The organism is Luteibacter sp. 1214 (genome assembly GCF_031455395.1).
Taxonomy (GTDB): domain Bacteria; phylum Pseudomonadota; class Gammaproteobacteria; order Xanthomonadales; family Rhodanobacteraceae; genus Luteibacter; species Luteibacter mycovicinus.
The window spans coordinates 482117-508158 of the sequence record NZ_JAVDSQ010000002.1 but is presented as its reverse complement, the minus strand read 5'-3'; the positions used below and the strand labels follow the sequence as shown (position 1 = coordinate 508158).

Annotated in this window: 30 protein-coding genes; 17 read left to right on the top strand and 13 right to left on the bottom strand. The window is 65.2% G+C overall.

Annotated features, from left to right (window positions below):
* The first annotated feature begins 17 nt into the window (after nt 1-17).
* Entirely contained in the window at nt 18-1058 is a 1041-nt protein-coding gene (locus tag J2X57_RS06850) for a LysR family transcriptional regulator (protein WP_090352944.1), read from the top strand.
* A gap of 3 nt (nt 1059-1061) precedes the next feature.
* On the opposite strand, the gene J2X57_RS06845 is transcribed toward J2X57_RS06850, so the two are convergent.
* On the bottom strand, nt 1062-1529 hold the full coding sequence (locus J2X57_RS06845) for a hypothetical protein (RefSeq protein WP_036109571.1): 468 nt from the start codon (nt 1527-1529) through the stop codon (nt 1062-1064).
* Nucleotides 1530-1963: 434 nt separating this feature from the next.
* On the opposite strand from J2X57_RS06845, the gene J2X57_RS06840 reads away from it, so the two are divergent.
* Nucleotides 1964-2149: a hypothetical protein gene (locus J2X57_RS06840; RefSeq protein ID WP_309865169.1), complete on the top strand. Its 186-nt coding sequence runs from the start codon at nt 1964-1966 to the stop codon at nt 2147-2149.
* A 10-nt stretch (nt 2150-2159) separates the two neighbouring features.
* Here the strand turns inward: J2X57_RS06840 and J2X57_RS06835 are convergent, their stop codons facing one another.
* From J2X57_RS06835 to J2X57_RS06800, 8 genes are read right to left on the bottom strand one after another with little or no spacing between them, the layout of a single operon-like run.
* Nucleotides 2160-2759: a 1-acyl-sn-glycerol-3-phosphate acyltransferase gene (locus J2X57_RS06835; RefSeq protein WP_239709127.1), complete on the bottom strand. Its 600-nt coding sequence runs from the start codon at nt 2757-2759 to the stop codon at nt 2160-2162.
* Nucleotides 2756-3178, bottom strand: a complete 423-nt coding sequence (arfB, locus tag J2X57_RS06830; RefSeq protein ID WP_079522338.1) for an alternative ribosome rescue aminoacyl-tRNA hydrolase ArfB — start codon at nt 3176-3178, stop codon at nt 2756-2758. Before arfB ends, J2X57_RS06835 begins: the two co-directional genes overlap by 4 nt.
* Before the next feature lie 29 nt (nt 3179-3207).
* Nucleotides 3208-3936, bottom strand: coding sequence for a pseudouridine synthase (locus J2X57_RS06825; RefSeq protein WP_309865165.1), 729 nt, complete (start codon nt 3934-3936; stop codon nt 3208-3210).
* Nucleotides 3937-3941: 5 nt separating this feature from the next.
* Nucleotides 3942-5591: a ubiquinone biosynthesis regulatory protein kinase UbiB gene (ubiB, locus tag J2X57_RS06820; RefSeq protein ID WP_309865162.1), complete on the bottom strand. Its 1650-nt coding sequence runs from the start codon at nt 5589-5591 to the stop codon at nt 3942-3944.
* The gene (locus tag J2X57_RS06815; protein WP_036109583.1) at nt 5588-6256 is read right to left on the bottom strand and encodes an SCP2 sterol-binding domain-containing protein; all 669 of its coding nucleotides are present in this window, start codon (nt 6254-6256) and stop codon (nt 5588-5590) included. The genes ubiB and J2X57_RS06815 overlap by 4 nt, the downstream gene beginning before the upstream one ends.
* Before the next feature lie 23 nt (nt 6257-6279).
* Nucleotides 6280-6744 carry a tRNA (cytidine(34)-2'-O)-methyltransferase gene (locus tag J2X57_RS06810; RefSeq protein WP_036109586.1) on the bottom strand — a complete coding sequence of 155 codons (465 nt, stop codon included), beginning with the start codon at nt 6742-6744 and terminating at the stop codon, nt 6280-6282.
* A 7-nt stretch (nt 6745-6751) separates the two neighbouring features.
* Nucleotides 6752-6946 (bottom strand): hypothetical protein, encoded by a 195-nt coding sequence (locus J2X57_RS06805; protein WP_043696351.1) that lies wholly within the window; start codon nt 6944-6946, stop codon nt 6752-6754.
* 31 nt (nt 6947-6977) lie between these two features.
* Nucleotides 6978-7109, bottom strand: coding sequence for a hypothetical protein (locus tag J2X57_RS06800; RefSeq protein WP_255349725.1), 132 nt, complete (start codon nt 7107-7109; stop codon nt 6978-6980).
* Between the two features lie 218 nt (nt 7110-7327).
* Here J2X57_RS06800 and J2X57_RS06795 point away from each other — a divergent pair, with 218 nt between their 5' ends.
* Together J2X57_RS06795 and J2X57_RS06790 are read left to right on the top strand one after the other, a co-directional pair.
* On the top strand, nt 7328-10222 hold the full coding sequence (locus J2X57_RS06795; protein ID WP_309865155.1) for a pitrilysin family protein: 2895 nt from the start codon (nt 7328-7330) through the stop codon (nt 10220-10222).
* An 87-nt stretch (nt 10223-10309) separates the two neighbouring features.
* Nucleotides 10310-10726: a DUF4156 domain-containing protein gene (locus J2X57_RS06790; protein ID WP_036109595.1), complete on the top strand. Its 417-nt coding sequence runs from the start codon at nt 10310-10312 to the stop codon at nt 10724-10726.
* Between the two features lie 7 nt (nt 10727-10733).
* Here J2X57_RS06790 and J2X57_RS06785 read toward each other — a convergent pair whose 3' ends face one another.
* Nucleotides 10734-11648, bottom strand: coding sequence for a LysR family transcriptional regulator (locus tag J2X57_RS06785; protein WP_309865719.1), 915 nt, complete (start codon nt 11646-11648; stop codon nt 10734-10736).
* A 117-nt stretch (nt 11649-11765) separates the two neighbouring features.
* Here J2X57_RS06785 and J2X57_RS06780 point away from each other — a divergent pair, with 117 nt between their 5' ends.
* The 4 genes from J2X57_RS06780 (at nt 11766) to J2X57_RS06765 (ending at nt 16178) form a co-directional block, all read left to right on the top strand.
* On the top strand, nt 11766-12506 hold the full coding sequence (locus J2X57_RS06780) for an SDR family oxidoreductase (protein ID WP_309865150.1): 741 nt from the start codon (nt 11766-11768) through the stop codon (nt 12504-12506).
* Between the two features lies 1 nt (nt 12507).
* Entirely contained in the window at nt 12508-13404 is an 897-nt protein-coding gene (locus J2X57_RS06775; protein ID WP_309865147.1) for an SDR family oxidoreductase, read from the top strand.
* A 228-nt stretch (nt 13405-13632) separates the two neighbouring features.
* A complete protein-coding gene (locus J2X57_RS06770; RefSeq protein ID WP_309865144.1) occupies nt 13633-14952 on the top strand; it encodes an ABC transporter permease in 1320 nt (439 codons plus the stop codon).
* Between the two features lie 11 nt (nt 14953-14963).
* Complete coding sequence (locus J2X57_RS06765; RefSeq protein WP_309865141.1) at nt 14964-16178, top strand: FtsX-like permease family protein; 1215 nt, start codon at nt 14964-14966, stop codon at nt 16176-16178.
* A 15-nt stretch (nt 16179-16193) separates the two neighbouring features.
* Here J2X57_RS06765 and J2X57_RS06760 read toward each other — a convergent pair whose 3' ends face one another.
* Entirely contained in the window at nt 16194-16571 is a 378-nt protein-coding gene (locus J2X57_RS06760) for a VOC family protein (protein WP_309865138.1), read from the bottom strand.
* A gap of 68 nt (nt 16572-16639) precedes the next feature.
* Here J2X57_RS06760 and J2X57_RS06755 point away from each other — a divergent pair, with 68 nt between their 5' ends.
* The 5 genes from J2X57_RS06755 (at nt 16640) to J2X57_RS06735 (ending at nt 21165) form a co-directional block, all read left to right on the top strand.
* Nucleotides 16640-17089, top strand: a complete 450-nt coding sequence (locus J2X57_RS06755) for a MarR family transcriptional regulator (protein WP_309865134.1) — start codon at nt 16640-16642, stop codon at nt 17087-17089.
* Between the two features lie 227 nt (nt 17090-17316).
* Nucleotides 17317-17808: a MarR family transcriptional regulator gene (locus J2X57_RS06750; protein WP_036109649.1), complete on the top strand. Its 492-nt coding sequence runs from the start codon at nt 17317-17319 to the stop codon at nt 17806-17808.
* Between the two features lie 12 nt (nt 17809-17820).
* Complete coding sequence (locus J2X57_RS06745; protein ID WP_309865131.1) at nt 17821-19947, top strand: FUSC family protein; 2127 nt, start codon at nt 17821-17823, stop codon at nt 19945-19947.
* Nucleotides 19937-20134 (top strand): DUF1656 domain-containing protein, encoded by a 198-nt coding sequence (locus J2X57_RS06740; RefSeq protein ID WP_036109654.1) that lies wholly within the window; start codon nt 19937-19939, stop codon nt 20132-20134. Before J2X57_RS06745 ends, J2X57_RS06740 begins: the two co-directional genes overlap by 11 nt.
* 11 nt (nt 20135-20145) lie before the next feature.
* The gene (locus J2X57_RS06735) at nt 20146-21165 is read left to right on the top strand and encodes an HlyD family secretion protein (protein WP_036109656.1); all 1020 of its coding nucleotides are present in this window, start codon (nt 20146-20148) and stop codon (nt 21163-21165) included.
* A gap of 13 nt (nt 21166-21178) precedes the next feature.
* Here J2X57_RS06735 and J2X57_RS06730 read toward each other — a convergent pair whose 3' ends face one another.
* Together J2X57_RS06730 and J2X57_RS06725 are read right to left on the bottom strand one after the other, a co-directional pair.
* The gene (locus J2X57_RS06730) at nt 21179-21775 is read right to left on the bottom strand and encodes a GNAT family protein (RefSeq protein WP_036109659.1); all 597 of its coding nucleotides are present in this window, start codon (nt 21773-21775) and stop codon (nt 21179-21181) included.
* A gap of 9 nt (nt 21776-21784) precedes the next feature.
* Nucleotides 21785-21991: a DUF465 domain-containing protein gene (locus J2X57_RS06725; protein ID WP_036109662.1), complete on the bottom strand. Its 207-nt coding sequence runs from the start codon at nt 21989-21991 to the stop codon at nt 21785-21787.
* Between the two features lie 102 nt (nt 21992-22093).
* Between J2X57_RS06725 and ttcA the strand changes: the two genes are divergently transcribed.
* From ttcA to J2X57_RS06705, 4 genes are all read left to right on the top strand, one after another.
* Nucleotides 22094-22966 carry a tRNA 2-thiocytidine(32) synthetase TtcA gene (ttcA, locus tag J2X57_RS06720; protein ID WP_036109665.1) on the top strand — a complete coding sequence of 291 codons (873 nt, stop codon included), beginning with the start codon at nt 22094-22096 and terminating at the stop codon, nt 22964-22966.
* A 34-nt stretch (nt 22967-23000) separates the two neighbouring features.
* Nucleotides 23001-24188, top strand: a complete 1188-nt coding sequence (locus J2X57_RS06715; protein ID WP_309865123.1) for an amino acid aminotransferase — start codon at nt 23001-23003, stop codon at nt 24186-24188.
* 76 nt (nt 24189-24264) lie between these two features.
* Nucleotides 24265-25173: a recombination-associated protein RdgC gene (locus tag J2X57_RS06710; protein WP_043696330.1), complete on the top strand. Its 909-nt coding sequence runs from the start codon at nt 24265-24267 to the stop codon at nt 25171-25173.
* A gap of 72 nt (nt 25174-25245) precedes the next feature.
* Nucleotides 25246-26013, top strand: a complete 768-nt coding sequence (locus tag J2X57_RS06705; RefSeq protein WP_090352916.1) for a YgjP-like metallopeptidase domain-containing protein — start codon at nt 25246-25248, stop codon at nt 26011-26013.
* Nucleotides 26014-26042: the final 29 nt, after the last annotated feature.

Below are 26042 nucleotides of genomic sequence, written 5' to 3'. Positions count from 1 at the left end.
TCTAACTGAAATGGCTGATGAAAATGTCAGGTAAGAAGACGGTCGTGAGGGCGAAACGCTCATCGAAGCCCGCTCCGACACGGACGAAAGGCCGCGAGATCCCCGATGCCACGAGCCGCTTTTACTACAAGGGCAATCGCCTGAAGCAGCTGCGTGCCTTCGTCTACACCACCCGGCTGGGCACGCTGAGTCGCGCGGCTGAGGCTCTGTTTCTGTCTCAGCCCTCAGTGAGCCTGCAACTGAAGGCGCTTGAGCGCGAGATGGGTATGCCACTCCTCGAGCGCACACGACGTCGCGTCACCCTGACCGACGCCGGCGAAGCCCTCTACGAGATGGCCCGTCCACTGGTGGAAGGCTTCGAGAACCTCGACCGGGAATTCCAGAAGAAGACCCGGGGTGCGCAGTCAGGCAAGCTGACCGTGGCGGCGGGATCCTCGACCATCCAGTATCTGCTGCCCGAACTCGTGAAGGCGTACCGGGAGCGGTATCCGTCCGTACAACTCCAGCTCGCAAACGTTACGGGCAAGGATGGCCTCGCGTTGCTTCGTGCCGACGACGCCGACATCGCGATTGGCTCGATGCTCGACGTGCCCAACGACATCGCATGGGCGCCGGTCTATCACTACGACCCGATGTTGATCATGCCGCCCGATCATCCGCTGGCTGCGAAGTCGGAGATTCGGCTGGAAGACCTTTCTCCCTATGGGCTGATCCTGCCGCCGCAGCGGCTTACGACATTTCGCCTGGTCGATATGGTTTTCCAGCAACGGCATGTGCCTTACACCGTCGCGATTGAAGTCGGTGGCTGGGACGTGATCAAGCAGTACGTCGCGATGGGTCTGGGTATCTCCATCGTCACCGGTATCTGCATTACGGAAGCGGATCGCGAGAAGCTTGCTGTGCGAAACCTGCGGCAGTATTTCCCGCAGCGCAGCTATGGGGTTGTGATGCGTAAAGGAAAGTTTCTCAGTCCTGAGGCACGCGCCTTCATCGATCTTATTCGACCCGGTCTGCTGACCCATCGTGATTACGATGAATCGGGGCATTCGGAACGCTGACGCTCATGCGTAGGTGTCGATGCTCCGCTCGGGGTGCAACGCGCGGATCATGTCGCGCAAGCCGGTGGCCAGTTCCATCCCTTTCTCATAGATGCGAATGGTATCGGTCCAGTCGATTCCGGACGTCGAATTCCTAACGTATGAAAGGTGGCCATTGAGCCGTTCCATGACATCGAACGGCGTATCGATCCCCCGGTCATAGCCCATGGCCGCGAGCGTATCCTCGCCCTCGATGTCGATCGCTCCCTCCCAGAACAGTCGAGCTGTAATGGAATTTAGCTGGCGGGGAGTCGCATGCGTCAGATCGAGATCGCGAATCAGCTCTTGCGTCTCAGGTTTAAGACGACGCAGAGCGTCTGTCGCGGTGCCTGTGTTGAATCGCCCGGTGCCGATTCGCTGGACATGGCCGCGAACGATATTGGGATCTTGCTGTGTCAGATGCGGGCCATGAGTGCGATTCGCGATTTGCATGTTGATCTCCCTTCTTTAGCACGAGAATGCAGCTGGCGTCGGAAAATCGATGTCAGTTTGGTTCGCGTGGACGCGCAGGTGACTGGCGCGAAGTGTGTGGGTAAGTCGACCTCGTGAGCTGCCGACGAACATCGTGTCGTCTCGCCGCCTGACTGCCGTCAGATCGCCGTTTGAGGTCGTCGATACCGCATACCTTGCCGAAGCGCGGTTCTGCGCGTCGCCAAGGAATATCTATGCGTCATCAAAAGAAGGTAGTGGTACTCATTGCGTTCGGACTTCTGTCTGCCGCCGCACTCGCCGCGCAAGCGGGGTCCCGTGGCGTGCCAGCGGGTACGTGCCAGATCTACACGAGGTTGGAAGGGCTTAGTGGAAGGCTGCAGAGCCAACAGTTCGCGGTCGTCCGGGAGTGGCGCACTGGATGCACGGGATCGGTGATGGCTTCCGCCGGACGAGGCTACCTGTCGTTCGAGCAGTTTCAGGACGGTGAATGGCGTCCCCGCGCCGAAGGCATCTCGGTCAACCTTGCGCGACTCCCGCCCGGTACCTACCGCCTCCGCGTAAAAAATATCAACCACACCGCACTCGATTACCTCGTGCGCCTGTCCTACGGCATCGGGTGATCGTCACGCTTCACACCCCGCGATGCTTCCCGCGATACCCCGCGAACATGGCGCGGATGCGCGTCATGTCCGCTTCCATATCACCCGAGGCATGGACCAGCGGTCCCACGGTGAATGTCTTCGTCGGGTAATCGATGAACACCGTCTGGATAGGCACGCCGGCGGCTCGCGCGATACGCAGAAATCCCGACTTCCATTGCTTGACGGGCTTACGCGTGCCCTCGGGCGCAATGGCGACCCACATCTTCTCGTGCTCGGCAAAGCGCTTGACCATCTGGTCGACGACATTGGTGGCCGCGGAACGATCGATGGGAATCATGCCGAGCCTGCGCACCACAGGACCCAACGGCCCGTTGAGGACTTCACGCTTGATCATCACCCCGACGTCCATGCCCATGGCCGACTTCACCAGCAAGCCCCACACACCGTCCCAGTACGACGAGTGCGGTGCGCCGATGAGAATGACTTTGGGCAGGTTCGGCATGTCGCCGACGACACGCCATCCGCTGCGCTTGATCACCCACCGGCAGATGCGCATCCAGCGGGACACGGGCAGCTGCGGAATGTTCGGGCCGAGTACGGGAATGCCATCCAGGGGAGGGAGGGTCACTCGGCGCTCCACTTGGTGGAACGACCTTTCTTGGTCTGGCTGCGCTGGGTCTTGCCCGCGAGACGGCGTTCTTTCGAGGCGCGGGTCGGCTTGGTGGCAACGCGCTTCTTCGCCACGACTGTCGCAGCGCGAATGATCTCGGCAAGACGGTCGCGGGCGTCATCTCGGTTGCGCGCCTGCTCGCGGAAACGCCGGGCCTGGATCACCAGCACGCCGGCATCCGTGATCCGGCGGTCGCCACGGGCAAGCAGGCGCTCGCGAACCGCGTCGGGCAGCGACGGCGACGACGCGACGTCGAAGCGCAGTTCGACCGCGCTCTCGGTTCGGTTGACGTGCTGTCCTCCGGGGCCGTCCGCGCGCGTGAAGCGCTCGATCAGTTCGGCATCGGGGATGGCGATGGATGCGGTGACGTTAAGCATGATGGCTGCGGATTCTAGCAGCCGGCCCGCTAAATCCCGTCGTGCGCTGCCGCAGGCCAGGCGTAGGCGTCCTGCCAGGCGAAGCGTTCGATCAGGCGTAGCCAGGTGTCGTCCAGACTGGCTTCGATGCACATCGGGCGAACCGCGGTGGGGTGCACGAAGTCGAGCGCCGCGGCGTGCAGCAGCAGGCGGTGCGATGCGAAGTGCTGCTTGAAGAGGCGATTGTGGTCGCCGCGTCCGTGCTGGCTGTCGCCGACCAACGGATGATGGATGTGAGCGAAATGCTTGCGGATCTGTCGGAAGCGGCCGGTCCGTGGCTCGGCGAGCACGAGGGCGTATCGCTGTTTCTCGTAACGGCCCAGCGGAATGTCGACTTCCGTCGTGGCCAGTTGCCGGTAGTCCGTACTGGCCTCGCGTCGTGGTCCCGTGTCTTTCGAGCCCGGCAAAGGGTAGTCGATCGTGCCTTCCGCCGGATCGGGCCAGCCGCGCACCACCGCGAGGTAACGCTTGCGGACGCTGCGGCCCATGAACTGCTCGCCGAGCTGGGCCGCGACTTCAGGCGAGCGTGCCACGAGCAACACGCCCGATGTCGCGCGATCCAGTCGATGCGCGAGGTGCAGTCGCCCATCGACTTGCTCACGGAGCATGTCGATCAGAAACGCATCGTCCGGCCCGACGAACTTCGACCGGTGTACGGCGAGGTTCGCGGGTTTGTTGACGGCGACGATGTCGTCGTCCTGATAGAGAATCTCGAGCACGTCGGTCAGGGCACGCGGCGCGGCCAGCCCGCGATGAATGCGGCGACACCCACCACGGCGGCGGCGATCGCCGGCCACATGCCACGCGAAGACAACGTACCGATCAGGGCCGCACAGATCAGCAGCGTCGCACCGAGCAGGCCGCAGGCGATGAGGCGACGCATGCGCCTCGCGTCGTCGCGTGCCAGGGCGAGAGCGATCGGGTCAGCTATCTCGCGGCGTTCGCCGCTGGCGACCTGACGCAGCGCGTCGCGCACCAGCTCGGGCACGCGTGGTGCCGTATGGATCCATTCCGGGAGGCGACGACGCACGTCGCGCAGGGTGGCCCTCACGCTGTAGCGCTCGCGCAGGATCCGGCGAAGCACCGGGTGAGCGACGGCCCAGATATCGATCTCGGGGTCGAGCATGCGGCCGACGCCTTCGATATTGAGCAACGTCTTCTGCAGCAGGATCAGCTGCGGCTGCAGCGTGAGCTCGAAGCGACGCGCGGTCTGGAAGAGCTTCACCACCAGCTCGGCGATGGATATCTGCGACAGCGGGCGTGTGAAGTAGGGCTCGCAGACCGTGCGCACAGCGGCCTCGAGCTCATCCAGCCGGATGGTCGACGGCATCCAGCCGGCGGCGACATGCAGCTGCGCGATGCGCGCGTAGTCGCGCTCGAACAGGGCGATGAAGTTTTCGGCGAGCCAGTACTGGTCGGCCTCGGGCAACGAACCCATGATGCCGAAGTCGAGCGCGATGAATCGCGGCTCGTCCACACGCGAGGTGTCGACCCAGATATTGCCGGGGTGGGCATCGGCGTGGAAGAAATTGTCGCGGAAGACCTGCTCGTAGAACAATCGCACGCCCTTCTCGGCGAGCGCCTTGCGATCGAGGCCGGCGGCATCGATCGCGACGAGGTCATCGGCGCTGACGCCGCGCACGCGTTCGAGGGTCAGCACGCCCTGGGTGCTGAAGTCCCAGTGCACTTCCGGGATATACAGGTCGATGCCGCTGGCGAAGTTGCGCCGGAGCAGACTGGCGCTGGCGCCTTCGCGTTGCAGGTCGAGCTCGTTCTCGAGCATCTTCTCGACCTCGGCCACTACCTCGAGCGGACGGATCTTGTCCGCGGCCGGGTGCCAGCGCTGGGCGAGCTCACCGAGTGCATGGAGTAGATCGATGTCGCGGGCAATCCGCTTGTCGATACCGGGGCGCAACACTTTGAGCACCACCTCGCGGCCGTCGTGCAGCGTGGCCGCGTGCACCTGGGCGATGGAGGCGGACGCCAGTGCGTTCTCGTCGAAGCTGGCGAACAGTGTCGCGACCGGCGCACGCAATTCGCGCTCGACGATCGCGCGTGCCTCGGCGCCGGGGAAAGGCGGCACCTGATCCTGCAACAGCGCGAGTTCGTCGGCGATATCCGGCGGCACCAGATCGCGCCGTGTCGACAGCACCTGGCCGGCCTTGACGAAGATCGGGCCGAGTTCGGTCAGAGCGAGACGCAACCGCGCGCCGCGCGACATGCCGCGGGTGTCGGCGGCCGGCCCGGGAAACAGTGGGCGCAGCAGCTTGAGCGGGCGGTAGATATGCGCGCCCTCGATCACTTCGTCGAGTTGGTACTTGAGCAGGATGGCGGCGACACGCAGCAGGCGTGGAGCAAGGCGCAGCGGCGTCATGAATGTCGCTCCTTCAGGGCACGCTCGAGTCGGGCAAGCCGGGCCTCCGCGCGCTCGGCGCGCTCGCGGACCGTATCGACCCCGTCGAGGAAAATATCCATCTCGCCCGGCGCTACCGCGACCCTGCCTTCGTCACGGAGCCAGTCGGCGCCGTCCTCGGTCAGGTGCGACACCGTGTCGCGCGCGTGGGCGAGTCCATCGCGGAGCGCTTTGGCCAGGGGAACGCCGATCCGGTCGCCGAAGGTCTTCGCGAAAGCTTCCTCGACATCCGGCGCGTACTGGCGCGCGAGACGCTCGAGGCGGCGAGCGAGTTCGGCATCGCCGGCGATGTCCACCTTGCCGGGCGCCACGCCGTCGTCGTCGCGGCGCATGGCCATGGCGAGGAGACTGCCGGGCGAGGCGACGACACGCAGGCTGCCGCCGTCTTCAGGCGGTCCCACGCGCAAGCGGCCCTTTTCCACCGTAATGCGGATGCCCAGTTCGGGGCCGGCGAGATGCACCTGCACACTGCGGCCATCGAGCGCGTCGAGACGGGCACGGGTGTCGGGATCGAGGTCGACCGCGCGGTTGAGTGCGGTCTCCATGGCGCGTCCGGCCAGTACGCGCAGCGGACGGGGCAGGAAGCGGTTCGGGCCGGCGTCGGCGGAGGGTCGTTCGGGGGTCATGCCCCGATTGTAGCTTGCGCGGGTCAGCCCGCGCCGTCGAAACCCGCCTGACGCCACGCTTCGAACACGGCGACCGCGACCGCGTTGGACAGATTGAGGCTGCGATTGCCCGGACGCATGGGCAGGCGCACGCGCTGTGCCTCCGGAATCGCGTCGAGTACGTCGTCGGGCAGGCCGGCCGTTTCACAGCCGAAGAGCAGTGCGTCGGTCATCCCGAAGGCGACGTCGGTATGAAGCTGGCGCCCCCGGGTCGAGAAGGCGAAGACACGCGGCCGGCCGATGGCATCCAGACAGGCGTCAAGGTCGTCATGGACCGCGACGCTGGCGAACTCGTGGTAATCCAGTCCGGCTCGGCGCAACCGGGCATCGTCCAGCTCGAAGCCGAGCGGTCGTATCAGGTGCAGGGTCGCGCCGGTGTTGGCGCACAGACGAATCACATTGCCCGTATTGGGCGGAATCTCGGGTCGGAACAGGATGACGTGGGGCATGCCCCCATTATGCCGCCGGCGGCGGGCACGCGGCGGCATCGTCGCCCGATACGCACGCGGTCGTCGCGACGGGGTTCATCTGGCTGGTCGCAGCCAGCTGGATCGGCGCGCCGGTGTACGTAAGCATGTTGCCGACAATCAGGCCGCAGACCAGCAGGGAGGCGACGAGCAGGGTGCGCAGGATGAGCAGTTCGTGTTGCATGGCGGTGGCTCCGGGTACGGGTTCTTTTGGGTCAGACCATCTGGAACAGAGTCAGGCCACAGACGAACATCGACGTGGCGAGCAGGGCGCGGAGCATCAGCATTTCGTATTTCATGGTGTCGTCCTCAGTGTTGCCGGAGCGAAAGGCCGTCCGGCGGGGCATGACTAGTAACGCAAACGCCGTGCCAGTCTTTAAGAGCGCGCAATCAGCTGATTCGCATGAGATTTGTCAGGTCATTCCGAAACGGATGCCTGTCCGCGGACACTGACCGTGTGCGAGCGGACACCGTCCGCACACTCCGACATGCCCGATTGCGTCCGGACGACATCGCGGGCTAGCCTCCACGGGACCCGGGCCATGAAGGCCCACTGGAGCCGTGCATGAAGAACCGCCTCGCCCTGCTCGCCGCCGGGCTGATCTCCTTCGTCGGGGCCGCCGCCGCGGCCACCACCTCTCCCGATGCGATTCCCGACATTCCCTACACCCGTTTCCAGCTGCCCAACGGGCTGACAGTGGTCGTGCATGAGGACCACAAGGCGCCCGTCGTCGCGGTCAGCATCTGGTACCACGTGGGCTCGGGAGACGAACCGGCCGGCAAGACCGGCTTCGCGCACCTCTTCGAACACCTCATGTTCTCTGGGTCGGAAAACCGTAAGGGCACCTACTTCCAGCCCTTCGAACGTGCCGGCGCCACGGACATGAACGGCACCACCTGGTTCGACCGCACCAACTATTTCGAGACCGTCCCGACCACCGCCGTCGACATGGCGCTGTGGATGGAATCCGATCGCATGGGCCACCTGCTCGGCGCCATCGGTCAGAAGGAGCTGGACACCCAGCGCGGTGTCGTCCAGAACGAAAAGCGCCAGGGCGAAAACCGCCCCTACGGCCGCGTCGACGAAAACGTCCTGGTCAACACCTTCCCGGCCAATCATCCGTATCACCACGACACCATCGGTTCGATGGCCGACCTCGACGCGGCCTCGCTCGCCGACGTCAAGCAGTGGTTCCACGATTACTACGGCGCGTCCAACACCACGCTGGTGCTCGCCGGCGACATCACGGTGGCACAGGCGAAGGCCAAGGCCGAGAAGTACTTCGGTGACATCCCGGCGGGTCCGCCGGTTCCTCGCCAGCAGGCGTGGATCACCCCGGTGCAGACATCCTCCCGGGGCACCCAGCATGACCAGGTCGCGCAGACGCGCATCGTGCGTACGTGGATCGTGCCGCAGCTGGGCACCGACGACGCCGTGCAGCTCGACCTTGCCACGACCGTGCTCGGTGGCGGCAAGACCTCACGGCTGTACCAGCGCCTCGTCTACCAGGACAAGATCGCGGACGACGTGAGCCTGGGTATTTCGCCTTTCGCCCTGGCCAGTCAGGTGCAGCTGACGGTCGACGTGAAAAACGGCGTCGATCCGGCGAAGGTCGAAGCGGCGGTCGCCGACGTCTGGAAGGACTACCTGGCCAAGGGGCCGACCGACGACGAACTGCTACGTGCCAAGGTCGCCAATCGTGCCGGTTTCGTACGCGGCCTCGAAAAGGTCGGTGGCTTCGGTGGCAAGGCGGTCATCCTTGCCGAAGGTCAGGTCTACCGGAACGATCCCGAGGCCTATAAGAAGGATCTCGAGCGCGCGCAGAACGCCACAACGGCTTCCGTGCTTGCGGCATCGAAGACCTGGCTTGCCAAGGGCGACTACACGCTGACCGTGCTGCCTGCCGCGCCGGGTTTCGATCCCGCGGCCGAAGACAAGGCCGTGGTGGGTCTGGGCGACGCGCAAGGTCGTCCGGCCGCCGTCACTCCCCCCGCGAAGACATATACCGTCGGCAAGTCCGAGGTGGACCGCAGCACGGGTGTGCCCGCCGTCGACACGTTCCCCGACCTGTCCTTCCCGAAACTGCAGCGCGGCAAGCTGAAGAACGGCATCGAAGTCGTGCTTGCCGAGCGCCACACGGTGCCGGTCACTCAGGTGCAGCTTCTGTTCAATGCCGGCTATGCGGCGGATCAGGGCCGTAAGCTGGGCACGGCGAGCTTCACCTCCGCCCTGCTGGAAGAGAGCACGAAGTCGCTCGATTCCGTGGAGGTCGCGCGCCGCAAGGAGCGTCTCGGCGCCATCGTGTCGTCCAGCTGCTCGCTCGATAACTGCAGCGTCGGTCTCAACGCGCTGAACACCGACCTCACGCCGTCGCTGGCGCTGTTCGCCGACATCACGCGCAATCCGGCGTTCAAGGCGGACGACATCGAGCGCGTGCGCGGCCAGTGGATCGCGGGCATCGCGCAGGAGAAAACCGAGCCAACCGGGCTCGCATTGCGCACCCTGCCGCCGTTGCTTTACGGCAAGGATCACGCGTACGGTATTCCGTTCACCGGTAGCGGCACCGAAAAGGCCATCGCTTCGCTCACCGCCGATGATCTCGCCGCATTCCAGCGCGACTACCTGCGCCCCGACAACGTGCGCATCGTCGTCGCCGGCGACACGACGCTTGCCGACATCCTGCCAAAACTCGATGCTGTCTTTGGCGACTGGCAGGCGCCGTCCACCGCGCTGCCGAAGAAGAACATCGGTGAAGTCGCCGCGCAGCCCAGGCCGCGCGTCTTCCTGATCAACCGGACCGACGCCCCACAGTCGCTGATCCTGGCGGGTCTGCTGGCGCCGTCGACCAAGGCGAAGAACGCGCTCGACCTCGGCATCGCCAATGGTGCCTTCGGTGGCACGTTCACCTCGCGCCTCAACATGAACCTGCGTGAGGAGAAGCGTTGGGCTTATGGTGCGGGCAGCATGCTTTCCGATGCTCAGGGTCAGCGCCCGCTGTTGTTCTACGCGCCGGTGCAGACCGATAAGACCGCCGAGTCCGCTGCGGAAATCCTCAAGGAGGCAAAGGCCGTTATCGGACCGAAGCCGCTGACCGACGAGGAAATCGAGAAGATCCGCGCGCAGCGTGTTCGTGCGCTGCCCGGTAGCTTCGAGACCACCTCGGCCGTTCTGGGGGCGATCACGGGCATCCTGATTTACGACCGTCCGGACGACTACGTGCAGACGCTGAAGTCGCGTATCGAAGGCGTCGACCGCAAGGATGCCGAAGACGCCTTGTCAGCCGTGATCCATCCCGACGCGTTGACCTGGGTGATCGTCGGCGACCTGCGCAAGATCGAGGCCCCGGTGCGGGCGCTAAACCTCGGCGAAGTGCACGTGATCGATGCCGATGGCGCGCCCGCGAAGGATGCCGTGCCTGCCAGGGCGGCCAGGTCCAAACCGGCCCCCTCGAAAAAGTGACCGGGCGCGAGGGCGCGATTGAAGAAGATCGCGCCCTCGCTTCCATCCGGCTAGCATACCCATCGAACGATCTTCCGGAGCTCTACCATGCGCAAGGCCCTTGTCCTCCTCATCCCGCTCGCCCTTTCGGCCTGCACGTGGGGCATCAAGCTCGATGACAGCGCGCGCAATGTCCGCACCGCCTGGAACGGCGACGTGTCCAGCTGCCGCGATCAGGGCAAGGTCACCGTCTCCGTACAGAGTCGTGTCGGCCCTATCGATCGCAACGACCTGAAGGTCCGCGACGAACTCGAAGTGCTCGCACGCAACGAAGCCGCGAAGATGGGCGCGGATACCGTCAAGCCGCTCGGCGATCCGAACGGCGGTTCGCAGGAGTGGGGCGCGTATTCGTGTGGGCCTCGCGGTGCCGGTCCGGGCCGTGCCAACAACCCGCCGCCGCCTCCGCCGCAGAACAACAACACGGCGCCGCAGGCTGGGTTCGAAACCGTCCCGCTGAAGAACTGAGCCTGGCTCAGATCGGCCTCACCCCTTCGCCCGCGTGCCGGGCGAAGGTCGCCGCCAGCCAGTCGATGAACACGCGCACCCGCGGCGACAGCTGCCGGTTGTGCGGGTAGAGCAGAGATACCGGCGACGGTGTCGGCGGAAACGCTTTCAGTACTTCGACGAGCGTGCCGGCCGCGAGGTCAGCGGCCACGTGGTATCTCGGCACCTGAATCAGGCCCAGCCCCAGCCGCGCGAGGGTCAGATTCGTCTCCGCGCCCGTCACCGTGACCGTCGATGGCAAGGTGACGTGCCGCACGTCGTCGCCGACGACGAATTCCAGGGGCAGCGTTCCTCCCGTCGACGTCGACAGGAAGCCGATGGCCTCATGCCCGTCGAGATCGTCCGGAGACGAGGGCATGCCACCGTGTCTTTCGAGATACCCGGGGCTGGCGCACGTCACCTCGTCCAGCCAGGCGATGCGGCGTCCCACCATCGTGCTGTCGCTCAGATCGCCGACACGTAAAACGCAGTCCACCCCTTCGCGAACGAGATCCACCCACCGGTCTCCTTCGCCCACGTGGATCTTCAGTGCGGGATAACGGGCCAGGAACTCCGGCAGCGACGGAAGGACGAAGTGGCGGGCGAGGGTGCCGTGTACGTCCACGCGCAATAGACCGGCCGGGCGAGCGTCCACGAACGCAGCCTCCGCATCCTCCACGTCGGCGAGGATCGATACGCAGCGGCGATGGTAAGCCTCCCCATCCAGCGTCGGACTGACATGTCGGGTGGTTCGCTGGAGCAGGCGGACGCCGAGTCTGGCCTCAAGCCGTTTGATCGCCTGCGTAACCGTCGACCGCGGCAGATCGAGGTCCGTCGCGGCGAGCGTGAAGCTTCTCCGTTCCACGATGCGGACGAACAATCGCATGGTATCGAAACGGTCCAGGGTCACCTTTTGTTCCATTGCAAGGAATAGTGAAGCCCAATATAGGTGGATTATCCGCCGCCAGCCAACGCCCATCATGGTCTCGCCCGGCAATCGCGCCGGTACCGGAGAACCGAGATGAACGTGAAAAACAGCAGGATCGCCATCGTGACGGGTGCCTCGCGCGGCATCGGTGCAGCCGTGGCCAAACGGCTCGCCAGCGACGGCTTTACCGTCCTCGTGAACTATTCGGGTAGCGCGCAGGCGGCGGAGGCGGTCGTCCGGGAGATCGAAACGGCCGGCGGCCGGGCGATCAGTGCGCAGGCGGATGTCGCGAACGCCGCGGATGTGCGTCGCCTTTTCGACACGGCCGAGGAGGTTTACGGCGGCGTGGATGTCCTGGTGAACAACGCGGGAGTGATGGCGCTGGCCCCGGTGGCCGAGTTGAAGGATGAGGACTTCGATCGCCTCTTCGCGATCAACGTCAAAGGCAGCTACAACACTATGCGCGATGCGGCGACGCGCCTTCGCGAAGGCGGCCGCATCGTCAATTTCTCTTCCAGCGTGGTTGCCCTGTTGCAGCCGGGCTATGCCGCCTACGCCGCGACCAAGGCGGCCATCGAAGCCACCACGATGGTGCTGGCGCGCGAACTGCGTGGCCGCCATATCACGGTGAATGCGATCGCCCCCGGCCCGACCGGCACCGACCTGTTCCTCGACGGCAAGTCGCCCGAGCTGGTCGACCGGCTGGCCAAGCTGTCACCGCTGGAGCGCCTGGGCACGCCGGACGACATCGCCGCTGCCGTGGCATTCCTCGCGGGGCCGGACGGCGGTTGGATCAACGGTCAGGTGCTGCGTGCCAACGGCGGGGTGGTCTGACATGAAGCAGATCATCCTCATTACCGGGGCATCCAGCGGTTTCGGCCTGCTCACGGCGCGCGCACTCGCGGCGGCGGGACACACGGTCTACGCCAGCATGCGCGATGTCGCGGGTCGCAATGCCGCCAACGCCGAAGCGGTCCTGAAAGAAGCGGCTGAACGGCAGGTCGATCTTCGCGTCGTCGAGCTCGATGTCACCTCCGAGGCATCCGCAGAGGCGGCCGTGAAAACCATCGTGGATCGCGATGGCCGTCTGGACGTCCTCGTGCACAACGCGGGTCATATGGTGTTCGGTCCCGCTGAAGCCTTTACGGCGGAGCAGTACGCCCAGCTCTACGACGTCAATGTCCTCGGCACGCAAAGGGTGAACCGCGCCGCGTTACCGGTGATGCGTGCGCAGGGCAGGGGCCTGCTGCTCTGGGTCTCATCGAGCAGCACGCGCGGTGGCACGCCGCCGTTTCTCGCTCCGTACTTCGCCGCGAAAGCCGCCATGGACTCGCTCGCGGTCAGCTATGCCGGCGAGCTGACCCGCTTCGGTATCGAGACTTCGATCATGGTGCCGGGCGCCTTCACCAGAGGCACCAACCACTTCGCTCATGCGGACAAGCCCTCCGATGAGCCGCGCGCGGCCGCCTATATGGATGGTCCGTACAAGGGCATGCCGGACACGATCCTGAAGGGGTTGGCTGCGCTCGAACCGGCCGATGCCGACGCGGGTGAGGTGGCAACGAAGATCGTCGAGGTGGTCGGGTTGCCCTTCGGCAAGCGGCCGTTCCGGGTGCATGTCGATCCGTCCCAGGACGGTGCGGAAATCGTCAGTGGCGTCGCGGACCGCATGCGTCGCGAGTTGTTCTGGCGCGCGGGCATCGAGGATCTCCTGACGGTCAGGGCGGGCTGATCGCCAGCGCGCGGCTGATCCCATCGGGGAAGGCACTGGCACGGATAGGCACGTGACCGTCAGCCCGGTCGGACACGGTCGCGGACACGGACAGTGTCCGCGGACACCTGGCCGGCGTGTCACGCGGTGCCGTAACTCGCTGAGCCAGCGCGAGTTAGCGTCCTTTTGTTGGTTTGGCCCGTCTCTTGCTCTTTCGGGTATGCGAACAAGGGCAGGGGACCGACCGGGATGTTTGGCTATTACGTGGAACTGGCCGTGCGCAGCCTCAGGCGCAATCCCGTACTGACGGGCCTGATGGTGCTGGCCATCGCGGTGGGTATCGGCACCAGCATGACCACGCTGACCGTGATGCATCTGCTCTCAGGGGATCCGCTTCCGGGTCGAAGCGACCATCTCCATTACGTGCAGGTCACGCCGTATCCCCAGGATGCAACGCCCACGCATCCCAGCGAAGTGATGGACTACCGCTCCGCGATGGATCTGTGGAAGGCGAAGCGCGCGGATCAGCAGGCACTTCTGGTCGGAAGCACAATCAAGGTCCATGACCCGGGGTCGACATCGCCGCCACTGCTGCTGAGCATGCTGTCGACTCATGCGGATTTCTTCACCATGTTCGCGGCGCCCTTTGAATATGGCGGCGCCTGGACGGCGGAGGATGACGAGAAGCACGCTCGGGTCGCCGTGATCTCGTCCGATCTGAACCACAGGCTCTTCCGAGGTGAAAACAGTATCGGCAAGATCGTCCGCCTGCGCGACAGCGACGTTCGCATCGTGGGTGTGCTGAAACCCTGGCGTCCGTCACCGCTCTTTTACGACGTCTATGGCGGCCGTATGGCGCATGGCGACACGGCCGACTTTTACGGGAAGGTCGAGGACGTGATGACGCCCTTCCAGTCAGGCCTCGAAATCAACGACGGCAATTTCGTCCAGTTCACGTGCTGGCAACTTCCTCCGTCTCCGGGCCATCTGCAGGATGCGCCGTGTCTTTGGGTGAGGTTGTGGGTGCGGCTGCAGGACGATGCGAAAGTCGCGGCGTATCGCCGCTTCGTGGCCGACTACGCCGCGCAACAGAAGGCGCAAGGTCGCTTCCGTCACGACCTGACGGCCGTGCCATCGCTGATGGAATGGATGACGAGCAATCGTGTCGTACCCGGTGACGTGCGCTTGCAGGTATGGCTTGCGTTCGCCTTCCTCGCCATCTGCCTGTGCAACACGGTCGGCCTGTTGCTCGCGAAGTTCCTTCGCCGTGGCGCGGACTTCAGTGTGCGTCGGGCGCTGGGGGCGACGCGCGGGGCGGTCGTCATGCAGTGCCTCGTCGAGACCGGCGTCATCGGCGTCGCCGGCGGTCTGCTCGGCTGGTTGTTCACCCTGGCCGGCCTGTGGCTGGTGCGCCAGCAACCTGTGCCTTATGCGGATATGGTCCGACTCGATGCATCGATGTTCATGACGACGTTCGTTCTCGCCGTGACGACCAGCTTGCTGGCGGGCGCGCTACCCGCCATCCGTGCCGGTCGGGTCGCCCCCGCGCTGCACCTGAAGACGCTGTAAGGACGATCGCCATGCGGACGCACCCCATCTTCGCCGCACTCCGGCATCACCGTCTCGCCACCACGCTCATCGTGCTGCAAATCGCGCTTGCCTGCGCCGTCATGTGCAATGCGTGCTCGCTGATCGCGGCACGCTGGCAGGCCATGCAGCTGGTGACCGGTATCGACGAGGCTTCGCTCGGCACGTTGTATCTGTCGGGTTTCGAACCGGGACGCGCCAATGACCTCAACGCGCGGATGGTGGCCGGGCTTCGTGCCATCCCCGGGGTGACGGCGGTCAACGTGGTGAACACGGTGCCCTTCAGTCACGGCGCGGGAACCGTAGGCGTGACACTGGACGCCGCGGGGCAGCGCGAGGGGGGCGTCGTCGACGTCTATCTGGGTACGCCCGGCACGCTGGAGGCACTGGGCGTACGCATCGTCGAAGGGCGCGCGCCCGGCGCCGAGGACTACCGTCCTGTGGGCGACTTCTTTCCCTCCCTGGCGAATGTGCTGATTACACGCGCCGCCGCGGATCACATGTGGCCTGGTGTGAGTCCTCTGGGCAAGGAGATCTTCGTCGACAAGAACCACTTCCGTGTCATCGGCGTCATGGAGCATCTGTCCATCGCCAGGCCCGGTTCCATGGGGCCGGAGGAAACGGACTGGTCGGTGTTCGCGCCGTCGCTTGCCGGGCCCACGCTGGCCGGCACTTACGTGATTCGCGCGAAGCCGGGCGATCTACCCGCCGTGATGCACAAGGCGCGCGAGGCGGTGACCGCACTGGCGCCGGATGCCGTGCTGATCCGTGAAAACAGCGACTCTCTGCCGGCGTTGCGCGCCGCCCACTTCGCCAACGACAGGGCGATGATGAGTCTCCTCGTCGGCATCATCGTGACCCTGTTGCTGGTGACGGCGCTGGGCATCGTCGGCCTGGCGAGCTTCTGGGTGCAGCGGCGGCGTAAGCAGATCGGCATTCGCCGGGCGATCGGCGCGTCCCGTCGCGACATCGTCCAGTACTTCCAGCTGGAGAATTTCTTCATCGTCAGCATGGGCATCGGCGCAGGCGTGCTGCTGGCTTACGCTGCCAGCCTCACGCTCATGCACTTCTACGAAGTGCCCTTGTTGCCGCCGTGGTATCTGGCGGTCGGTGGCGCGACGCTGTGGATTCTCGGGCAGTTGGCCGTGCTGGGGCCCGCCCTGCGCGCGGCGGCGGTCCCGCCTGTGGTGGCGACACGGGCGGGTTGAGGGCATTGCTCTTGCTCAGCTGCCGGAGTGCGCGACGGTATGCGCCGTGATCGTGTAACCGAACGGATCGACAAAGGCGAAGTAGCGGCCGAAAGGGCCATCTTTCGGTGCGAACACAATGGGCGTCCCGTGCCCGACGAGATGATCGTGCAGCGCATCGGCATCGTCGCATCCGAACCAGAGAGCGATGCCCTCACCGGGGTTGTCGTTTCGGCTGAGCTCGGCGACAGGCGTGCGCACGGCGAACGGAATGGGTCGGGTATCGAAGACCACGGCGCCGGGAGGGCTTTGGGCTGCGACCTTCAGCCCCACGACATCGGCGTAGAAAGCCCGTGCCGCATCGAGATCATGGGTTTGAATGCCGACGAAGTCGGGGCCGATCAGATGGGGCATGACAATCTCTCCTGTGCGTGAGTTGGGCTAAGATATCAGTGTGCTGATACTAATGTAAGGGCCCTGATATGACCAGCCGTAAATCGCGACCCGAGATGGGCGATCCCTACGCGACCATCGGCTACGCCTTGAAAATGGCCCAGCAGGCGCTGCGAACGAGGATGGACGCCGGTCTGCGGGAGATCGGACTGACGACGCCGCAATACGCCGTGCTCACCTATCTGAAGAACGAAGCGGGTGCGTCGAACGCGACGCTCGCACGGCGCGCCTTCGTGACGCCACAGACGATGCAAGGCATCCTGGTCGCGCTGGAACGCGCGGACCTCATCGTGCGCACGGCCGACCCCGACCACGGACGGGTTCAGAAAACCGAGCTCACCGCCGCGGGAATCGATGCACTGGACGCCGCGTCGGGCATCGTGGCCGACGCGGAAAGACGTCTGCGCGATGCGTCGATACCGGAAGATCCGAAGGCGGTCGCGGCGCTGTTGTTGCGGCTCGCCGAGGCATTGCGTTGAGCGCGTAGACCTTTCACTACCGATCGATGCAGCCTCCTGCGTGCAAAGTTGTCGACCCGCTCCATCATTGCCAATGTCGTCCGTCCGTCCGTCCGTCCGCCAGCAGCGAGCCGCAGCGACTCCGCCGCCTGCTCGACCGCACCGCGATTTCTTCCGGATAAATTACACCTATTGATAATACATAAATGAACTATATACTTATGGGGTAACCGAAGACGGGACACCCCATGAGCGATTTCGCCCCCACCGAAGCACGCCTCGACGTCACCCGCGCGAAGTATCCGGCGTTTCCGCGGGAGCCGGCCGTGCTCGTTCGCCTCATCAAGCACATCTACAAGGAAGTGCACGACGAAGCCAACGCCGTGACGAAGCCGTTCGGGCTGAACCATCCCGAGTACAACATCCTGATGATGCTGTACGGTTCGCCGGACAGCGCGATGAACCCGTCGCAGCTGGCCGAGGCCGCCGGGGAGAAGTCGGCCAACATCACCCGGCTGACGACCCAGCTCTGCGACAAGGGCTACATCGTGCGGACCGGCAGCGACGAGGATCGCCGCAAGGTGACCCTGACCCTGACCCCCGAGGGCCTCGAACTGATCGAGAGCTTCCTGCCGGATATCGTCACGCTGCTTCATCGGCAGACCCGTAATCTGCAGCCATCGGAACAGGCGCTGCTGGAAGGCCTGCTGAAGAAGATGCTGGCTGGATTCGGGGAGTAACCAGGGCGCGCCATGTCTGCCACCGGCCTACAAAACGCCACCCCCGGCACCCGCCAGATCGTCGTCGAGACGCTGCGCGAGGAGGTCAACGTCTGGCTGTTCGTGGTCAAGACGCTGATCGCCTTTTTCCTGACGGGCTGGCTCGCCATGCGACTCGACCTGCCGGCGCCTTCGACAGCGATGCTGACCACGGTCATCGTCGCCAACCGCCAGTCGGGCATGGTGCTGGCCAAGAGCTTCTATCGTGCGATCGGTACCCTCGCCGGTGCCACGGCGGCGATCGCCATCGTGGCTGCCTTCCCGCAGGAGCGCGACCTCTTCCTTCTCGCGCTGTCGCTGTGGATCGGCGTCTGCGCCGGCGGTGCCACGCTGTACCGTAACTTCAAGTCGTACGCGTTCGTACTGGGCGGTTACACGGCGGCCATCGTCGCCATTCCCGTCATCGACAATCCCCCCGGCGTCTTCGACTCTTCGTGGGCTCGCATCAGCGAGGTGCTGCTCGGCCTGATGGTCAGTGGCCTGGTCAACGACATCGTTTTTCCGAGTCGCATGCGTGACGTCCTGCGTCGCGCGGCCCGCGAGCAGTTCGCGAGCTTCGTCGGCTTCGTCCGCGACAGCACGGGGGGAAGCATCGCGCGTGACACCATGGAGAAAGCGCACCTGCGTTTCGTGCGCGCCGCCGTGACGCTCGAAGACCTGCGCAGCTCGGTGATTTTCGAGGACGCCGAAGCGCGTGCGCGCAGCAATCACCTGCGTCTTTTCAACCAGCGCTTCATGGCCGCGTCGACCAGCTTCCAGTCGCTGCATCACCTGATCAACCGGCTGAAGCGCGCGCAGCGCGATCTCGCCGCGGATACGCTCATCCGGCTTTATGCGCCCATCGGTGAGGCGCTCGATGCACCCATCGAGGCCGGCGCCGCCGCCCGTGTCCTGTTGCCCAGGCTGGTGTCGGCGCGTGACACGATGCGCGCATCGGTTCCGGGCCTGCGCGCGTCCTTGTCCGACTCACAGGACGTGCGTGACTTCGATACGGGCGCCTCGCTGCTGACCCGCTTCGTCGATGAGCTGCACGGTTACGTCGACGCCGCGGCGTCGCTGCAGACGCCGCGGGTGATCGCCGGCTCCGCCGAGCGCGTGCGCTTCGATCGCGGCAACGACTTCCTTGGTGCGGGTCTTGCGACGTTTCGCACGACGCTGACGATGCTCGTGCTCGGTGCGTTCTGGATCTACAGCGCATGGCCGCTGGGCTCGAGCGCGATGCTGCTGGCGACGGTTTTCGCGGGCCTCTTCGCCACGATTCCCAATCCGACGCGCGTGACCTGGCAGGTCATGCTCGGCTATCTGTCGGGAATGGCGGTGGGCTTTATCTGCGAGTTTCTCCTGCTGACCCAGGTCGACGGGTATGGGCTGCTCGTCGTGTGCGTCGCACCTTTCCTGGCCCTCGGGCTGGTCATGATGATGGCCCAGCGTCTCGCGTTCTATGGACTCGGCTGGGCGATGGGCTTCGCCTACATCCTCTCGCTGAAGAACGTGCAGGTTTACGATCCCGCTCACTTCATCAATGACGCCATCGCCCAGGTCGTGGGGCTTGGCGCCGCCGCCGTCTCGTTCGTCGTGATTCCGCCAGCCATCGGCAGCGCGTGGCTGCGCCGGCGCCAGCTGGCCCGTCTGCGCGGGCAGGTCGCGCTTGCCGCCGAAGCGCCGCTGCCGGGCCTCCGCCATCGGTTCGAAAGCGTCAACTACGATCTGGTCAGTCAGGTCGTCGCGCAGACCCAGCCGGGCAGTGCGGACTCGCGGTCCCTGATCGCCTGGGCCCTCGCGGTCCACGAGACCGGGCGCGCGCTGATCGAGCTCCGTCACGACTTGGCGCGCGGGGATGTGCCGCCGACGCTTCGTCCTTATCTCGACGACGCCTTGCGCACGCTGGCGCGCTTCTACGAGAAGCCCGATGCGGCCGGCTACCTGCTCGCGCGCGACGCCGTCGCGACGGCCATCGCCAGCGTGGGTGAGCATGAGGGTGTCGCTCATCTGCTCGAACATCTCCATCTCGTCCGCATGGCGCTGCTCGATGGTGAATCCGTCCTCGCCGCCTACATGCCCACTGCGCCGCTCAGCAAGGACATCGCTCATGCCTCGTGAAATCGCACTCGGCGACGCGCTCGTTCCGGGCCTGCTCGTCTTCTTCGTCCTGGCGCTGCTGCTGTTGTGGCTGCTGGACGGTATTGCGGGTCGCCTGGGGTTGTACCGGCTCGTGTGGCATCCGCCGCTGTTTCGTCTCGCTGTTTTCGTCTGTGTCTTCGGCGCCTTCGCGCTGTTCATGTTCTGAGTGGAACCCTCATGAAACTCGCCAGCATCATTCGTTTCGCCGTTACCGCGGTCGTCGTGGTCATCGCCGCCTTCGTCGGACATGCCATGTGGAAGCACTACATGTATTCGCCGTGGACGCGTGACGGGCGCGTGCGGGCGGAGATCGTCCGCATCGCTCCCGACGTCGCCGGCCTGGTGACGGACGTCAAGGTCATCGACAACCAGACGGTGAAGAAGGGCGACCTGCTCTTCGTCGTCGACAAGGCGCGCTACCTCAACGCTGTCGCGCAGGCCGAGGCCAACCTCAATGCCGCCGAGGCGGCGGCGCGCGCCGCGGGGGCGAGCATCAACGCGGCCCAGGCTGGCGCGTTGCAGAGCCGCTCCAATTTCGAGATGTACGAGGCGCAGTCCGAGCGCCGCCAGAAACTGATCAACAACGTGATCTCGGCGGAAGACAAGGCGAACGCGATGGCCGCCGCCAATGCCGCGAAGGCAGGCTGGCAGCAGGCGCAGGCCAGCACGAAGCAGGCCAGTGCGGCGCAGCAGCAGTCACTGGCCGCCGTTGCGCAGGCTCAGGTCGAACTCGCTTCCGCACAGCTCAATCTCGACCGCACGGAGGTGCGCGCGCCGGTGGATGGCTTCGTCACCAATCTCGACGTCCGCGTCGGCGACTACGCCAGTGCCGGCACGGCCCGCCTCGCCCTGATCGACAGCCATTCCTACTGGATCTACGGCTACTTCGAAGAAACCAAGTTGCCGGGCCTGCGCATCGGCGATCCGGTGGATATCCGCCTGATGAGCGGTGGTGCGCGCCTGAAGGGCACCGTCGAGAGCATCGCCCGCGGCATCACCGACGCCGACAACCCGACCGGAAGCGACCTGCTGGCCGATGTGAATCCGACCTTCAACTGGGTGCGCCTGGCGCAGCGCGTGCCGGTCCGGGTGCGGATCGACAGCGACCACCTGCCGGCGGGCGTGGTGTTGTCGGCGGGCATGACGGCGACGCTGATCGTGCGGCCGTCGCACCCGGAGGCGGTGGCGGCGCGCTGAGCGCCGCGGTCCCTCAGGCCTGAGGCGGAGCCAGCCGCGCGAGCCGCAACTGCAGCCACTTGTCCACATCCGGCCACTCGGTGGCGAGGATGCTGTAGCAGACGGTGTCGCGCAGCGATCCGTCGGGACGACGCTTATGGGCCCGGAGCACGCCTTCACGCCGGGCCCCCAGCTTTTCGATAGCTCGCTGGGAATCCTGGTTGTAGGCATCCGTGTGGAATTCGACGGCCACGGCGCCGACGTTCTGGAAGGCGTTGGACAGCAGAAGGTGCTTGCTTGCCGTGTTCACATGGCTGCGCTGCCAGCGCCGGGCGTACCAGGTGTAGCCGATGGCCAGCCGGGACGGATCGTTCACGATGTCGTAGTAGCGCGTACTGCCGACGATCTCGCCGGAGGCATTCTCGCGGATCGCCCAGGGAGACATCCGGCCCTCTTCCTGGCCGCGCAGCGCCGCTTCGACGTAGTCGGTCATGCGGCCCGGGGCGGGCACCGAGGTGAACCAGAGCTTCCAGAGGTCACCGTCCGCCGCCGCGCGCTCCAGCGGCTCGATGTGGGCCAGTTGCAGCGGCTCGAGGCTGACGTAGGGGTTTTCCAGGCGAACGGGGTCCATCGGCGTCCTTCAGGCGTCCAGATCCGGGATGAGCCGGCTTTCGATACGGGAAATGGTGTCCTTCAGCAGCAACTTACGCTTTTTCAGGCGGGTCAGCTGGAGCTCGTCGCGGCTGATGGCGGCGGCCAGATGGTCGATGGCGGCGTCGAGGTCGCGATGCTCGACCTTCAGTTCGGCGAGGCGCTGCTGGAGCTCGTGAGGATCCTGGACCTGCATGGCGTTGGGCCGGGCGAGGAGGGGAGCGACGATTGTAACCCCGGGCGCGGGGTCCCGCAGCGGCTACAATAGGGGGCCGTCCCCTCCGAATACCGCCTGAGCATGTCCGCCACGCCCGACGCCACACGCAAGCAGAGCTACGAAGCCGGCAAGCTGGCCAAACGCCTGCGTCGCCAGGTCGGCCAGGCGATCGCCGACTTCGGCATGATCGAGGACGGCGACCGCATCATGGTCTGCCTCTCCGGCGGCAAGGACTCCTACACGATGCTGGACATGCTGCTGTCGCTGCAGGCGAAGGCACCCGTCCGGTTCGAACTGATCGCGGTCAATCTCGACCAGAAGCAGCCGGATTTCCCCGCGCACGTGCTGCCGGAGTACCTGACAGGGCGGGGCGTGCCGTTCCACGTCATCGAGCAGGACACGTACAGCGTCGTCACCCGTGTGATTCCGCAGGGCAAGACCATGTGCAGCCTCTGCTCGCGCATGCGGCGGGGAGCGCTGTACCAGTGGGCGTCGGACAACGGGATCACCAAGATCGCGCTCGGTCACCATCGCGACGACATCCTGGGGACGTTCTTCCTGAACATGTTTTACCAGGGCAGCCTCAAGGCCATGCCGCCGAAGCTGCTCTCGGACGACGGTCGCCATGTCGTCATTCGCCCGCTTGCGTATTGCCGCGAGGATGACATCGAGACTTACGCCGAGGCCCGCGCGTTTCCCATCATTCCCTGCAACCTGTGCGGTTCGCAGGAGAACATGCAGCGTAAGGTGGTCAAACGCATGTTGCAGGAATGGGAGAAGTCCCACCCCGGCCGCAGCGAAACGATTTTCCGGGCGATGGGCAATATCGCGCCCTCACAGCTGACGGACCGTAGCCTGTTCGACTTCGCGGCGCTGGGCGCACGCGAAGGCGCGGCGCGCGCCGACGCACATGCCTGGCTGACCGGCGGCGACGCCGGTGACGATAACGACTGATCATTTCCTCTACCCGCTTCAAGGCCTGCCGACCATGACTCTCTTCTCTTCCGTCGAACTCGCACCGCGCGATCCCATCCTCGGCCTCAACGAAGCGTTCGGCGCAGACACCCGCACCGACAAGGTCAACCTTGGCGTTGGCGTGTACTACGACGCCAACGGCCATGTGCCGCTCCTGCGCGCCGTGCGTGAGGCCGAAAAAGCCCGCCTCGAGGCGCAGCTGCCGCGCGGTTACCTGCCCATCGACGGCATCGCCCTCTACGACAGCGCCGTACAGAACCTTCTGTTCGGTGCCGCCTCCCCGCTGCTTGCCGATCGCCGCGTCGTCACAGCCCAGGCTTTGGGCGGCACCGGCGCTCTGAAAGTCGGCGCCGACTTCCTCAAGCGCCTGAACCCGTCGGTGCCCGTGGCCATCAGCAACCCCAGCTGGGAAAACCACCGCGCGCTGTTCGAAGGAGCGGGCTTCGAGGTCGTCGACTACCCGTATTACGACGCCGCGACGCACGGTGTCGACGTCGACGCCATGCTCGGCGGCCTCGCGAAGCTGCCCAGGGGCGCGATCGTCGTCCTGCATGCCTGCTGCCACAACCCGACCGGTGTGGACCTCGTCGAGGCGGACTGGGTGCGCGTGATCGAGGCCGTGCGCAAGCACGACCTCGTGCCGTTCCTCGACATCGCCTATCAGGGCTTCGGCGACGGTATCGAAGCCGACGCCATCGCGGTGCGCCTCTTTGCCGATGCCGGCCTGCCGTTCTTCGTCGCGAGCTCGTTTTCGAAGTCGTTCTCGCTGTACGGCGAACGCGTGGGTGCCTTGTCCATCGTGACCGGTTCGCATGACGAAGCCGTTCGCGTGCAGTCGCAGCTCAAGCGCGTCATCCGCACCAACTATTCCAACCCCCCGACCCACGGTGCCGCCGTCGTCTCGGCGGTGCTCAACCACGCCGAGCTGCGCGCGCAGTGGGAAACCGAGCTGGGCGAGATGCGCGATCGCATCCGCGCCATGCGTCGTGGTCTGGTCGAGCGACTGGCGAAGCACGGCGACTTCGGCTTCATCGAAGCACAGCGCGGCATGTTCTCCTATTCCGGTCTTTCGTCGGCGCAGGTCGATCGCCTGCGCACCGAGTTCGGCATCTACGCCGTCGGTACCGGCCGTATCTGCGTCGCCGCGCTCAACGAGGGCAATCTGGACCGCGTCGCTTCCGCGATCGCCCAGGTCGTCTGACCGTCATTCCGCGCTCCTACGCCGGCGGCGCCTCGCGCCCGCCGCGGTCCCTCATTCGCAAGAGAATCGTCGATCCATGTTCTATCGCAACCTGACACTGTTCCGTTTCTCCGAGCCGGTCGCCGCCGACCTCCAGCGCCTCGACGAGGTGCTGCCCGAGCATCGCCTTCGTTCCGTGGGTCCGATGGAAATGTCGACGCGCGGCTTTATCTCCCCGCTCGGCCGCAAGGAAGAAGCACTGACCCATTCCGTCGCCAGCAACACGATGGTCACCGTCGCCGGCGAAGACAAGCTCCTGCCGACGTCAGTGGTGAACGACGAGCTGGCCAACCGCGTGCAGAAGATCGTCGACGAAGAGGGCCGCAAGGTCAGCGGTCGCGAGCGTAAGCGCATGAAAGACGACGTCATGAACGAGCTGCTGCCGCGCGCCTTCGTGCGTACGTCGCGTATGTCCGCTTATGCCGACAAGAAGCACGGCTGGCTGGTCATGGACACGTCCAGTCGCAAGTCGGCTGAGAACACGCTCAGCCAGATCCGTGAGGCGCTGGGCAGCTTTCCGGCCGTGCCGCTGGCGCCGGAGGAATCGCCGCGCATCCTCATGACTCACTGGGTGGCCACCGGAGAATTGCCGGCGGGTCTGGCGCTCGGCGACGAATGCGAACTGCGCGACCCGGCCACCGCCTCCGGCGCTATCGCGCGCTGCCGCCGACAGGATCTCGACACCGATGAGATCCGTGAGCATCTGCGTACGGGTAAGCAGGTGTTTCAGCTCGGCCTGGTCTTCGACGACCGCATCTCATTCGTGCTCGGTGAAGACCTGATTCTGCGTAAGATCAAGTTCACGGATGTGGTGCTGGACGAGCAGGGCGACAGCCCTGAATCGGCTGCCGCGGAGATGGACGCGAATTTCGCCCTGATGGCAGGCGAATACGCGCGACTCCTCGGCAAGCTGGAAGAATGGTTCAAGTTGCCGCGCCCCGAGTGATTCAGGCGCCGCGTCGCAGGAATTGATATGGGTTGGTGGGATGTTCGTCGGGATCGAAAAGAGACTCGCGACATGGCATCGGAAGAAAGTGAGTGGCTGGAGCTGTCGACGCCGACCGGAGGCACGATTCGCGTGCTCAAGTCGGCGCACCCGCGCGCGCGTCGGTTGCGCCTGACCGTCACCCCCAAGGGTGCCCGCCTCACCTATCCCAACGGTACGCACACGGCGCAGATGACGGCCTTTCTCCGTCATCATGCCGACTGGCTCGAGCAGAAGCTCGGCGAGTTTCACCTCGATGCCGAGCCGCTTCCGCGCCTGAAAGTCGGTGTGCCGACGACGTTCCCGTTCCGCGGCGAAGAAATCGCGCTTGACTGGGCCGAGGGTCCCTATCCCCGCGTCGATCAGACGGCGGACGGCCTCACCCTTGTCATTCCACGTCCGCACACGCGGGCGTTGCTCGTGGCGCGCGGTCTGCTCGCCACCCACTTCGAAGCACAGATCCGAAAGGACGTCTCCCGCTGGCTGCCGGCCTATATCCCGATGATCAACGCGGCGCCCACCGCCTTGAAGATCCGCCCGTTGAAAAGTCTCTGGGGCAGTCTGGATACCCGCGATCGCATCAACTTGGATCTCGCCCTCGCGCTGGCGCCACCCGCGGCACTACGCTATGTGCTCGTCCATGAATTGTGTCATCTGAAGGTGCGCAATCACTCACCGCGCTTCTGGCACTGGGTCGAAGGCATTTTCCCGGACTGGAAGGAACAGCGGAACTGGCTCCGCGCGCATGGCAGCGGATTGAAGATGCAGCTGGACCGGTTGGTGGCCGACGTCGCGGACTGAATCGCCAGGCTCGCTGGCGATGACAAGCC